The 12,544-nt window shown below is 60.0% G+C and carries 12 protein-coding genes; 6 read left to right on the top strand and 6 right to left on the bottom strand.

Annotated features, from left to right (window positions below; translation table 11 throughout):
- The first annotated feature begins 39 nt into the window (after positions 1 to 39).
- Positions 40 to 498 carry a hypothetical protein gene (locus LC094_RS00320; protein ID WP_226548970.1) on the top strand — a complete coding sequence of 153 codons (459 nt, stop codon included), beginning with the start codon at positions 40 to 42 and terminating at the stop codon, positions 496 to 498.
- Positions 499 to 553: 55 nt separating this feature from the next.
- Here the strand turns inward: LC094_RS00320 and ileS are convergent, their stop codons facing one another.
- Both ileS and LC094_RS00310 read right to left on the bottom strand, forming a co-directional pair.
- A complete protein-coding gene (ileS, locus tag LC094_RS00315; protein WP_226548968.1) occupies positions 554 to 3,490 on the bottom strand; it encodes an isoleucine--tRNA ligase in 2,937 nt (978 codons plus the stop codon).
- A gap of 342 nt (positions 3,491 to 3,832) precedes the next feature.
- Positions 3,833 to 4,012 carry a hypothetical protein gene (locus LC094_RS00310; protein ID WP_066705990.1) on the bottom strand — a complete coding sequence of 60 codons (180 nt, stop codon included), beginning with the start codon at positions 4,010 to 4,012 and terminating at the stop codon, positions 3,833 to 3,835.
- Between the two features lie 289 nt (positions 4,013 to 4,301).
- Between LC094_RS00310 and LC094_RS00305 the strand changes: the two genes are divergently transcribed.
- Entirely contained in the window at positions 4,302 to 4,721 is a 420-nt protein-coding gene (locus LC094_RS00305; RefSeq protein ID WP_226548966.1) for a group III truncated hemoglobin, read from the top strand.
- A 169-nt stretch (positions 4,722 to 4,890) separates the two neighbouring features.
- On the opposite strand, the gene LC094_RS00300 is transcribed toward LC094_RS00305, so the two are convergent.
- Positions 4,891 to 5,898: a YcjF family protein gene (locus LC094_RS00300; protein WP_226548964.1), complete on the bottom strand. Its 1,008-nt coding sequence runs from the start codon at positions 5,896 to 5,898 to the stop codon at positions 4,891 to 4,893.
- Positions 5,895 to 7,298, bottom strand: coding sequence for a YcjX family GTP-binding protein (locus tag LC094_RS00295; RefSeq protein WP_226548962.1), 1,404 nt, complete (start codon positions 7,296 to 7,298; stop codon positions 5,895 to 5,897). Before LC094_RS00295 ends, LC094_RS00300 begins: the two co-directional genes overlap by 4 nt.
- 108 nt (positions 7,299 to 7,406) lie before the next feature.
- Between LC094_RS00295 and truA the strand changes: the two genes are divergently transcribed.
- The 4 genes from truA to LC094_RS00275 all read left to right on the top strand — a co-directional run bounded on the left by truA (position 7,407) and on the right by LC094_RS00275 (position 11,162).
- A complete protein-coding gene (gene truA, locus LC094_RS00290) occupies positions 7,407 to 8,177 on the top strand; it encodes a tRNA pseudouridine(38-40) synthase TruA (protein ID WP_226548961.1) in 771 nt (256 codons plus the stop codon).
- A gap of 112 nt (positions 8,178 to 8,289) precedes the next feature.
- Positions 8,290 to 8,439 (top strand): hypothetical protein, encoded by a 150-nt coding sequence (locus tag LC094_RS00285; protein ID WP_226548959.1) that lies wholly within the window; start codon positions 8,290 to 8,292, stop codon positions 8,437 to 8,439.
- A gap of 200 nt (positions 8,440 to 8,639) precedes the next feature.
- Positions 8,640 to 10,388: a sugar phosphorylase gene (locus LC094_RS00280; RefSeq protein ID WP_226548957.1), complete on the top strand. Its 1,749-nt coding sequence runs from the start codon at positions 8,640 to 8,642 to the stop codon at positions 10,386 to 10,388.
- 120 nt (positions 10,389 to 10,508) lie between these two features.
- Entirely contained in the window at positions 10,509 to 11,162 is a 654-nt protein-coding gene (locus tag LC094_RS00275) for a TetR/AcrR family transcriptional regulator (protein ID WP_226548953.1), read from the top strand.
- Here the strand turns inward: LC094_RS00275 and LC094_RS00270 are convergent.
- Together LC094_RS00270 and LC094_RS00265 are read right to left on the bottom strand one after the other, a co-directional pair.
- On the bottom strand, positions 11,159 to 11,473 hold the full coding sequence (locus LC094_RS00270) for a DMT family transporter (protein ID WP_226548950.1): 315 nt from the start codon (positions 11,471 to 11,473) through the stop codon (positions 11,159 to 11,161). The two genes, LC094_RS00275 and LC094_RS00270, sit on opposite strands and share 4 nt — an antisense overlap.
- 21 nt (positions 11,474 to 11,494) lie before the next feature.
- Positions 11,495 to 12,538, bottom strand: coding sequence for a heme-dependent oxidative N-demethylase family protein (locus LC094_RS00265; RefSeq protein ID WP_226548947.1), 1,044 nt, complete (start codon positions 12,536 to 12,538; stop codon positions 11,495 to 11,497).
- Positions 12,539 to 12,544 lie beyond the last annotated feature (6 nt).

Genomic DNA, 12,544 nt, shown 5'->3' with positions numbered 1-12,544 from the left:
TCCTGATGCCATGTTCGTCAGGCCAGAAAGGACTACGCTATGAACATTTCACAGTTTATGGACGCCAATTTCCAATCCCCTTTTTCTTCTGCCTCTCGCCTTTCCCGTCAGGACAGTGCCCAGCAGGACAGTGCCCACCAGGACAGTGGCAAGACCGATTCAACTGCGTTTTTCTTGGATCAGGAGGGGCATAAAATAACGCCGAAGCCCATTTTCACGTCCGAAGACCGCGCAGTGGTCCAAAGTGACATCACCGACGCCTATATGTTGAAAAATTTCGATCCCGCTGAGGCAAGCGGCGACGCCCAGACAGCTCCCGAGCAGAATGCTGATCGCGAGATCTCGGAACAGCCTCGCGACTCCCGGCCCACTCTTGAAAAGACCAACGCGCATCATGTCTTTCATGCTCTGCTGGATCGCATCGCCTCCTCACAGGGCAAAAATCCAGCAGAATTTTATGCCAAAATGCAGGAGCGTTTGGGATTATTCAGCAACTAACCCACAAAAAAGGGCGGACCATATGGTCCGCCCTTCCCATGTTGTCTTGCGTGACTTAACCGAGTGCTTCGTCGCAGCGACCGCAGACGCCGGCGTGACTGTGGCTGCCAACATCCGGCAAGATTTTCCAGCAGCGTTCGCATTTCTCGCCTTCGGCCTTTTCGAACACCACACCGATACCATCGACCTCGCCTTCGAGGCGGAAGGCCTCTGATGGCGCCGGATCGCCGGTCAGCGCAATCGCCGAGGTGATGCAGAGATCGTCGAAATCGACGGTCTTGAGCGCGGCCAACACAGCCTCGTCCTCGACATGCACGGTGGGCGCGGCCTCCAGAGAGGCGCCGATCACCTTGTCGCGGCGCTGCACTTCGAGGGCGGCGGTCACGACGCGGCGCGCCTTGCGGATGCCCGCCCATTTCGACGCCAATTCGCCATCGAGCCAGCCCGGCGTGACCTCGGGGAAGTCCACGAGGTGCACAGAGCTGTCGTCGCCCGGGAAGCGTTCAAGCCAGACCTCTTCCATTGTGAACACGAGGATCGGGGCGAGCCATGTGGTCAGGCGATGGAACAGAACGTCCAGCACGGTCAGCGCGGCGCGACGACGGGTGGTGTCGCCATCGCAATAGAGCGCATCCTTACGCACGTCGAAGTAGAAGGACGACAGATCGACGGTCGCAAAGTTGAACACCGCCTGCCAGACACCGGAGAAATCGAAGGTCTCGTAGCCCTCGCGCACCGTGGTGTCGAGTTCCGCAATGCGGTGCAGCACCCAGCGCTCCAACTCCGGCATTTCAGCGGCATCAAGACGATCCGCCTCAGTGAAATCATTCAGCGAGCCAAGGATATAGCGCATGGTGTTGCGCAGACGACGGTAGCTGTCGGCGACACCTTTGAGGATTTCCGACCCGATCCGCTGATCGGCGGTGTAATCCGTCTGCGCCACCCAAAGCCGCAGGATGTCGGCGCCATATTGTTTGACGATCTGCTCCGGCACGATGGTATTGCCGAGAGATTTGGACATTTTCATCCCCTTCTCATCCAGCGTAAACCCGTGCGTCACAACGTTTTTATAGGGCGCACGGCCTTTGGTGCCACAGGCCTGCAAGAGGGACGAATGGAACCAGCCGCGGTGTTGGTCGGTGCCTTCCATATAAACATCGGCGATGCCATCGGGCGTGCCGTCTTCGCGGTCACGCAGCACGAAGGCGTGGGTCGAGCCGGAGTCGAACCACACGTCCAGCACGTCATAGACCTGATCGTAGTCGGCCGGGTCGACGATGCCGTCCAGCACCTTCTCCTTGAAGCCCTCTTCGTACCAGACATCCGCGCCTTTTTCTTCGAAAGCGGCGGAGATGCGGGCGTTGACCTCGTCATTGCGCAAGAGGAACCCGTCCTCGGTCGGCAACAGACCCTTTTTCGTAAAGCAGGTCAGCGGCACACCCCAGGCGCGTTGACGCGAGAGCACCCAGTCGGGGCGGTTCTCGATCATCGAGTACAAACGATTGCGCCCGGTCTGCGGCGTCCATTTCACCAGCTCGTCGATGGAGGTCAGCGCGCGCGTGCGGATCGTGTCGCCATAGGTGTCCATGCCGTCGTCCAGCTTGCGGTCCACGGCGGCAAACCATTGCGGCGTGTTGCGGAAGATCACCGGCGCTTTCGAACGCCAGCTGTGCGGATAACTGTGCTTGATCTTACCGCGTGCCATGAGGCCGCACACCTCGGTGAGTTTGGCGATCACGGCGGCGTTGGCGTCACCCTCCCAATCGCCTTTCTTCGGCTTGTCGCGCAGGATGCGCTTGCCGCCGAAGAAGGGCAGATCTTCGCGGAAGCTGCCGTCGTCCATGACGTTATAGGTGATCACCTGCTCGAGCATGCCGAAATCGCGGTAGAGCTCGAATTCTTCCATGCCGTGCGAGGGCGCACAGTGGACAAAGCCCGTGCCCTCGTCATCGGTCACGAAAGGCGCGGCACGGAAGTCGCGCAGATCGTCCCATTCGCCATTGGCACCTTCGGCACCGGCGAGCGGGTGCAGAAGCCCCAGCCCTTCGAACTCAGAGGTCGGGACATCGCGGACGCGGGTCCATTGATCCTCGGCAAGGCGCGCCTTGGCGAAACACTGCGCCGCGAGCTTGTCGGCGAGAACATATTTCTCCCCGACCTTGAGCCAGCATTCATCCGGCGTGCCGGTGACCTCATAGAGGCCGTAGTTGTAATCGGCACCGTAGACCACCGCCTTGTTCGACGGGATGGTCCAGGGTGTGGTGGTCCAGATCACGACATAGGCGCCCTGAAGGTCCGCACCCTCGTTTGCGACGGCGAATTTCACCCAGATCGTCGGGCTTTCCTTGTCGTGATATTCGACTTCGGCCTCGGCCAATGCTGTCTCTTCGACCGGCGACCACATCACGGGTTTGGAGCCTTGGTACAACGTGCCGTTCATCAGGAATTTCATGAATTCCTCGGCGATCACCGCCTCGGCGTGGAAATTCATCGTCAGGTACGGATCGTCCCACTTGCCGTAGACGCCCAGACGTTTGAATTCTTCGCGCTGGACGTTCACCCATTCATCGGCAAAGGCGCGGCATTCCTGGCGGAAATCCACCACCGGAACCTCGTCCTTGTTCTTGCCTTTTTCGCGGTATTTCTCTTCGATCTTCCATTCGATCGGCAGACCGTGACAATCCCAGCCTGGCACATAGCGCGCGTCAAAGCCCATCATCTGATGCGAACGCGTGATGATGTCCTTGATCGTCTTGTTCAGCGCGTGGCCGATGTGCAGATGCCCGTTGGCGTAGGGAGGGCCGTCGTGCAGCACGAAGGACGGGCGGCCGTCGGCCTTGCCCTTGGCGCGGAGCGTTTCATAGACGTCGATCTGCGCCCAGCGTTCAAGCCAGCCCGGCTCGCGGTTCGGCAGGCCCGCGCGCATCGGGAAATCGGTTTTCGGCAGATTGAGCGTGTCTTTATACTCGGGTGTGGTCGTCTCGGAACACATGGATTTTGTCCTTGGGAGGAATGGTCGGTAAATTCGAGGGCGGCGCGGGTCTCCATACGCCTTGTCCCGGCGGCTCGTAGGATCTTTGAGATCAGAGCGCCGGGCTGATAATTCGAATAATGATCGCGACCATGAATGTCATAAGCGCCTTATAGGACGCGGCTTGCGGGCGGTAAACCCGTCTTGACAGGGGCTGCATGTGAAAACCGAATAGGAAAAAGGGACGCCGCAGATCCTATCTGTGGCATCCCTTTCTCATGTGCTGTCTGGCGAGAGGGCGGCGTGGCTGGCCTAGGTGTTTCCTGGCGTGCTTCGGTCGCTGTCTGGCTGGAGCGCGTAATCTCAAGCGGCGTTTTGTTCGAACTGACCGCACCAGTCGTCGGATTTCACAACCGGCCACATGCCTTTGTGTTCTGCTTCGGTCAGGAAGGTCGGCGGGTTGAAACGGCATTCGCCTTTGGCGTCGGTTTCAACAGCCTTAAGCTCAAAGAAGGCACAGGTTTTGCAAGCGGTATCAGACATGGCGACACTCCCCGATCCGGGTTCATAGGTTTTGGCTATTGGGCTGAAGCGGCTGGGAGAATGGCTGCCTGCGATGGGTGGCTTTTCGTCCTTGCTGAGAGTGATTTAGGCGCACGGAACGAAGAAGTCAACAAAATATTCAACAAAATCAAATAGTTGACATATTTTCTCAACTATAAAAACACTCAGGAATGGAAAGTAAAACAGTCGGAATATGCGCGACATTCCGGCACTGGTGGAAAAAGACCATCGAGAATATACCTTTAGCGAAACGCTCAAGGAGCCCCCGATGTCAGAGCCTCGTTCCGCCCTGCCCCCGAAATTCGAGATCAGCCACGACGAGATGGACCGCGTCCTCGCCCGGTTTTACGCAGGCGTTCGCCAACACCCTGAACTCGGCCCCGTGTTCGGTGCCCATGTCGAGGACTGGCCTGCGCATGAGGAAAAGATCGGCCGGTTCTGGCGCAACGCGATCCTGCACGAGCGGCAATACGACGGCTTTCCGCAACGCGTCCACCTGATGGCGCCAGAGGTGAAAGAGCATCACTTTGCCATGTGGCTCGAGCTCTTCGACGAAACCCTCACCGCAGAGCTCGACCCCGAGACGGCGGCGAAATGGTCGGAAATGGCGCATCGCATCGGGCGGGCGTTTCGCATGGGGATCATGCAGCGCGATCAGCCGAAAGACGCGCCGCCGAAGCTGTTCTAAGCCCCCCTTGGCGCGGAACAAGGACGCAGTCCGCCGCGCCATCGCATGACCGTCCCTCGGTCAGGCGATTTTGAAACGGCAGGTTTCGCCTTCATGTCGCCCGGATTTTGCGAAGATAAAGTGCGTCGTCGACAGCCCCTAGGCCTGCCCCCGGTCATGCGCTCGCGCTTCACTCCCCCTTATCGAACAACCCGGTCAAAGCCCGCTTCACCGTTCCCGACACTGACGGCTTTTTGGCTTTCATGAACGGCAGCGGGCGGCAGACTTCGATGGCGGCCACGCCCACGCGCGCCGTCAGGGCGCCGTTGACCACCCCCTCGCCAAAGCGGCGTGACACTTTCGCCATCACACCACCACCGGCCATGGTGCCGATCAGATCGTCGCCCACGGCGACGGCCCCGGTCGCGACCAGATGCGTGAGCACAGATTTCGTCACCCGCCAAGACCCCAACGTGCCAGACCGCCCGCCGTAAATCTCTGCGATCCGGCGGATCATCCGCAGGTTCGCGGTCAATGCGGTAAACACATCCGCCAAAGCCAACGGCACAAGGGCGGTGACAGTGGCGACTTGACGCGCGGCGGCTTCGACTTCACGACGCGCCGCGGCGTCGAGCGGCACGAGAATCTCCGTTTCCGCCAGCCCCAAAAGCCCGTCGGCATCGAAGACTTCGGCCTCGCGTTCGCGAAACCGATCCTTGCCCCAGTTCAGCTCCGGGCGATGCGCGTAGACCGACAAAAGCTTGTCGGCGACGCCTTTCGCGGCTTTCAGATCGGCGGCCCCCATCGCGTCCACTGCCGCCTTTTGCAGCGTATCGATGCGTTTGAGCCGGGCGAAGGCCGACAGTTCCCGGATCGCAATCGCGGCCAAAACAACGACAAACGCCCCCGTCAGTCCAAGTGCGACATAGCCCAACATCGGATGCGCCGCGATCAGCCCCATGATGGCGTCATAGGTCAGGATCGAGACGGTAAAGGCAAAAAGCGCCGCGAAGAGCCGCCAGAACCAGCGCGCCAAGGCCGAAGGTTTGCGCCCAACCAGTACCGCCACCCGTTCCATCGCGGCAGGCCGCGCCAAAGGTGCGAGATCGGGGACGGGATCGGCGGTGGAGGGGGTGATCGTCGGCGCGTCTTCCAGCTCGATCAGGATCGGGCCACGACTCGGCTGATTGTCTGTCATAGCTTGTCTCCGATCAAAAACTCAGCGGCGCGATCCAACCGGATATGCGGCGGCCCTTCGCCAGGGCGCAGGGTGAGCCGCGCGGGACGGAATTTCATGATTTCATACTGCGCATCCAGCCAGCGCTCCGCCCCTTTACGCGCGGGCGACAGGATATGCGCCGGATCTTCGGGCAACTCGCCGGGATAAAACGCCGCCTGTTTGCCGCTTTCGGTCATGCCGCGCACCACATCGAGTCTCTGCCCCTGATGGTCCATGGTCTCCTCGACCGTGGCGCGAAGTGCCGCTAGAGACATCGCCTGCGTCGAGGCGCCTGCGAAATCGGCGCGGTCGCGGGCATCTCGCACCAAGGCCTCCATAATCGCAGTCAAGCGCGGGTGTTGGCTGTGGTGGATGTGGTCGGCTTTGGTGGCGGCAAAGAGGATTTTTTCGACCTTGTGCTGACCGAGCAAAGACATGATCCGCCCCACCCGACCGGGGCGGAAGGCAGAGAGAATATCGGCCATGGTGCGGCGCAGGTCTTCGACCGCCTTCGGCCCGGAATGGATCGCACCTAGCGCATCGACCAACACGATCTGGCGATCAATGCGAGAGAAATGATCGCGAAAAAACGGTTTCACCACTTCGCGCTTATAGGCCTCGAAACGGCGCTCGAATTCGCGATGCAGCGAGCCGCGCGGGGCCTCACCCGCAGGCAGAGGGGCAAAGGTCAGGACAGGCGAGCCTTCCAACTCACCGGGCAGCAAAAACCGCCCCGGCGTGCAATCGGAATAGCCCGCCGCACGGGCGGATTGCAGGTAGGCGGTGAAGCTTTGGGCCAGAGATTTGGCGGTGGGTTCGTCCTGTTTTGCGCTCGGATCGGCGGCGTCCAGAGCCGCAAGGAACGCCTCCCCTTCCGCCCGGTCACGCGCAGCCTGCAAAGCCTCGGCAGACCACTCAGAGAAAGATTTCTCCATCAGTCCAAGGTCCAAAAGCCATTCGCCGGGATAGTCCACGATGTCGAGATGCACCGTCTTTTGCCCCGTCAAACCACCAAGCAAACCCGCAGGCCGCACCTTGAACGACAGGCGCAATTCGGACACGGCGCGGGTGCTGTCGGGCCAATGCGGCTCGGGCGCGGTGAGCGCGGAGAGGTGGCTTTCATAGTCAAAGCGCGGCACGGTATCGTCGGGCTGCGGCTGAAGATAGGCGGCGGTGATCGCGGAGGACGGCCCGAATTGCGGCATCCGACCCCGGTCCAGAAGATTGGCCACGAGCGAGGTGATGAACACCGTTTTGCCCGCGCGCGACAGCCCCGTGACGCCCAGCCGAACCACCGGTTCGAACAGCGCCTCATGCACGCCGTCCTGAACGGTTTCAACGCCCCGGACAATCCGGTCTGCAATCGTGTTGAGGATCAAATCTGCCGCCCCATCTTGGATGTTTACACGTTCAACATAGGCACTCGCGCGCGTGGTTGTAAGGGAGAAAGACTGGACGCGCCTTCCCCGCCGCGTTAAAGCCGCCACATGCCCAGATACGCCCTTTTGATCGAATACAACGGCGCGCCTTTTGCCGGTTGGCAACGCCAGAAAGAGCACCCCTCCGTGCAACAGGCGGTGGAGGAGGCTTTGCGCAAACTCGAACCCGATTGTCCGGGGATCGGCGCCGCCGGGCGCACCGACGCGGGCGTTCATGCCACGGGTCAGGTGGCGCATTGCGATATGGCGAAGGGCTGGGACCCGTTTCGATTGAGCGAGGCCCTAAACCATCATCTGAAACCCAACCCCGTTGCGATCCTGAAAGCCGCCCGCGTGGACGACGACTGGCACGCGCGGTTTTCGGCACTGGAGCGGCGCTATATGTTTCGGCTGGTGTCGCGCCGTGCGCCGTTGGTGCATGACGCAGGGCTGGCGTGGCGGGTCAATCATGAGCTGGACGCCCAAGCGATGCAGGCGGGCGCAGATCGGTTGATCGGCCTGCATGATTTCACAACCTTTCGCTCGACCATGTGTCAGGCGGACAGCCCGGTGAAGACGCTGGACGAGGCGCGCGTTGAGGTCTCGGACATCCCCTACGGGCAAGAGTTTCGGTTCTATTTCCGGGCGCGGTCGTTCCTACACAACCAAGTGCGCAGCTTTGTCGGCACGCTCGAACGGGTCGGGTCGGGATCGTGGTCGCCCGAGGATGTGACCGAGGCTTTGGAGGCCAAGGATCGCGCCGCCTGTGGGCCAGTCTGTCCGCCGGAGGGGCTTTATCTGGTGGGCGTTGGCTACCCAGATGATCCTTTCGGAAGCTGACGCTAGGTCATTTTCGCATTTTGCCAAAGGAACCCAAAGCCGCCCAAAGCCTGCCGCATTTCGGCCCGATTTGCCTGTCAGCTCTTACACGACCACTTTCGGGAGCATCGCTATGGACCTGTTCAACATCAGCTTTGATCAACTGGCTCTGGCCATCATGACCACCATCGCGATCCGTGAGGTGATGATCGTCACGCTTCCCGATCGGATCGCGGGCCCCGGTGGCTGGTTGATTGACACCGCGCTTGGGGATCACGTCTGAGTCTCTCGGACCAGACTTTCGCCCCCTCTTTCAGGCCGCACAAACCCGAAACTGTTTCGACTGCTCAAAAATAGAGCAATTTGCGAACGCCCTTTCCGCTTTCCCGAATTTTTGCACAGGAATGCGCCGCTTTCACCGGCCCATGCATTGAACCCCTCAAATCTGTCTGGTCTACGAAAAAGAAAAGACAGGGGAAGCCCATGGCAAAACCATCTTCGCAATTCTCAACGCGCCTGCGCGCCTTGATCGAACAGATTTACCCGGATCAGGACAGCAAACGCCTTGCCGACCAGATCATCGACGCCTTTTGGCCCGAAGGCACCAAGCCGCGCTCGCGCGCCCGTGCGCCGGGCAACAGCCTTTGGAATGAGACCGACACTTTGGTCATCACCTATGGCAATTCTCTGATCGACGGCCAGCACAAGCCGCTCGATCTGCTGCGCGATTTCCTCAATCGCTATCTCAAAGGCACGGTGCATGGCGTCCATATCCTGCCGTTTTTCCCGTTTACCTCCGATGACGGCTTTGCGGTGACGGATTATCGCCAAGTGAACAGCCAGCTTGGCGACTGGGCCGATATTCAGCGCATCGGCAGCGAGTTCCGCCTGATGTCCGATCTGGTGCTGAACCATGTATCGTCGATGTCGACCTGGTTCTCCGAATACCGTCAGGGCCACGAGCCCTATGACAAGTTCTTTGTCGAGGCCTCGCCGGAGGACGATCTTTCACAGGTCACCCGCCCCCGCACCTCGCCTTTGCTGCGCGAAGTGAACACGGTGAATGGGCCGAAACACGTTTGGTGTACGTTTAGCCACGACCAAATTGATGTCGACTTCAAGAACCCCGAGGTCTTGTTCGAGTTCCTGCGCATCATGCGGTTGCATGTCGACAATGGGGTGCGCATCGTGCGGCTCGATGCCGTGGCCTTTGTCTGGAAGGAACTCGGCACCACCTGCATCCACCTGCCGCAGACCCATGCCATCGTGCGGTTGATGCGACTTTTGTGCGACTATGCAGAGGAGCGCGTGGTGCTTTTGACCGAGACCAACGTGCCCAATGCCGAGAACCTGAGCTATTTCGGCAACCGCAACGAAGCGCATATGATCTACAATTTCTCTCTGCCGCCTCTGTTGCTGCACGCGCTTTTGTCGGGCACCTCGACCTACTTGAACCAATGGCTGATGCGGATGCCGCCAGCACAACTGGGCTGTGCGTACCTGAACTTTGCCGCCTCTCACGACGGCATCGGGGTCCGCGGAGCGGAGGGGCTTTTGGCGCCCGAAGAACTGGGCGAGGTGATCCAATGCGTGCGCGATTTTGGCGGCCTCGTGTCGATGCGCGCCCTGCCCGACGGCTCGGAGAAACCCTACGAGCTGAACATCACCTATTTCGATGCTTTGAAAGGCACGATTGCCAAGGGCGAAGATGGCCTCCAAGTGGATCGCTTCCTCTGTTCGCAGAGCATCGTCATGGCGCTCGAAGGTGTGCCGGCCTTCTATATCCACTCGCTTCTGGCGACCCACAACGACCATGCGGGCGTCGAAAAGACCGGCGTGAAACGCGCGATCAACCGCCACCGCTGGGACTATCCGGAGCTGCGCGCGCTTCTGGACGATCCCGAAAGCCAGAACGCGCGGGTGCTGGCCGAGATGAAACGCCGGATCGCCATTCGCATCGCGCAAAAGGCCTTCCACCCGAACGCCACGCAATTCACCATGCAGCTGGGCGAAGACATGTTCGGCATCTGGCGTCAGTCGCCGGAACGCGATCAGTCGATTTTCGCGCTGCACAATGTGACAGACAAAGAGGTCGAGGTGCCGCATATCGCGATCAACCTGATCGACGGCGAGGCCTGGTACGACCTGTTGACGGGCGAGAAAATCGATCTGTCAAAACCCAACATCAGCTTTGCGCCCTATCAATGCCGCTGGATTTCCAACCGGCTTTGAGGACCGCACAAGCGTGAACAAAAGGGCGTCCATCGCGGGCGCCCTTTTTGCAGCAATTGACCTCTCCGGTGCGACGCAGTAGGGGCTGTGCGCCCCCACGACGTTTACAGAGATTTCACGATGACCCTTTCCCTTGATGCCTTGATCGACCAGTTGAAAACCGGCGCGACAGCCAGCGAGGTCTACGGCGTCACAGCGCCTTCAAGCCGCAGCCGGGCGACGGTCGAAAAGGTGCTTGATGAGGCGGTCGAGGTTTTGGCGACCGAGGGCGTCAGCGGGCTAAGCTTTCGCGCTCTTGCGCGGCGCTGCGACATGCGGCTCAGCAATCTGCAGTATTACTTTGCCACGCAGGAGGCGCTTTTGACGGCGGTGACGCGCCATGCCTTGGCCACCCGTCTTGAAGAGCTGCGGGACCGTGGCGCGCTCACCCTGCCCGATCTGCGCGAACGCTTTCGCGCCTATCTGGATTTTCGCATGGACCGTAGTGCTGCGCCGCGCGCGCAGACGATCACCACAGGGCTCAAGGATCTGGCGCAACGCCTCGACGGTCCGGCAGAATATTTCGCCGCCACCTGTCAGTTTCACATCCGCAGTCTCGCGGATATGGTGACGGCGTTTTCCCCCGACACCCCGCCCGAGACCGTGGCCCATAAGGCCGTGATGATCGCCGGTCTCATTGACGTGGTCGGCCCGCTCTGTGGCAAAAGCTACACCCAGCCCGAAGGCCTGCGCGCCGCGATCCTGACGCAAGCCTCAGAAATCGCAGGACTTTAAGCGCTGAGTTTCATCAACCCCATGCCCGCAACGATCAGCGCGGCGGCGGCGATGCGCGTGAGGTTCACTGTCTCGCCATAAAGCACGATCCCGGCGATAAAGGCCCCGATCGCACCGATGCCGACCCAGATCATATAGGACGTGCCCAAGGGTAGGCTTTTCATTGCGACGGACAACAGTCCGAACGAGATGATCATGGTCACCACGGTCAAAACGCTCGGCCAGAGCACCGTGAATCCGTTCGAATATTTCATCGAGGTCGCCCAGACCACTTCGAGAAGTCCCGCGATGATGAGCAAGATCCAAGCCATTCCGCATCCTCTTTTGCGCCTTTACACGTCCGGGAAAATCCCCGGCGTCGTCGGTGCACCATCATCGAATTGCGACAGGTAGTCCACGATGATTTTCTGGTTCACCGCAAAGCCTTTGTACTCCGCCAGAGCCGGGTCGATGTCGCGCAGCACACGGTGCAGACGGCGGCCCCATTTCGGTTTCGACGCAATATCTTCGAGGTTCATCAAGTAGCACCGGATCGGGAAGGCCAGCGCATTTGAACGCGGCAGGCGGAAAAACGTCTGCAACTCAACGCGCAGGAATTGTTTCTGGCCGACGTTTTCCGGCGTCACGGTGCGCTTTTCCGGGCCCCATTTGTGGTAGTTTTCGGGCGACGTATCCAGTCGCGGATTGACCGTCATGGTCCAGTTCAACCGGCGATAATGCTGGCCTTGGTCCACCGCCAAAAGGAATTTCAGCGCCTTGTCGAAGACGCCCATCTTGCGGGCTTTCGGCACCGGCGCATGCCATTCGAAAAAGTTCATGCCCACGTCGAAATCCAGCGACCAGTCGGCCTGAGACGTGATCATGCCTGCGTCCATCCAGAGGTTGTTGTCGCGCTCATGAAGGAGCGCAAAGTCACCTTGGGTCTGGCGCGTGATATATTCCATCGGACCACACGGCAGCGTGGTCGCGTCGAGGAAGGTGAAATTCTTTTCAATCCCCAGCGGCTTGTTGACCCAGTGCCAGTCGTTGCCGTCGCGATGGAGCGTGAAAAGATCGGGATAATCCCGGGCCTTCGACACCATGATGAGTTCGAGCAAATCCCAGCCCGCCAGCTCCATATGCGGCAGCGACTGACAGCGCAGCGGATCTTCGGCCAGCGTGATCTCGCGGTCCTTCATCTCCGCCACGTAATGCTCGTCCACGTCGAACATCTTCTCGAACGGTGTGCCCTGCGGTCCGCCCGGATGCTGTTCGATGTTGACCGAATACATGTAAGTGTCTTGGTCGAACGGAAAGGGAAAACGGCGGATTGCCTCGGGGGAGTTGTGATAGGTGTAATCGCCCCGGAAGGTTTCGTCATTGAATTGCATGGTCATGGGAAT

The organism is Celeribacter naphthalenivorans (genome assembly GCF_020524585.1).
GTDB classification, from domain to species: Bacteria; Pseudomonadota; Alphaproteobacteria; order Rhodobacterales; family Rhodobacteraceae; genus Celeribacter; species Celeribacter naphthalenivorans.
Note: the sequence above shows the minus strand (reverse complement) of the source record. Positions and strands in the feature narration are given on the sequence as shown.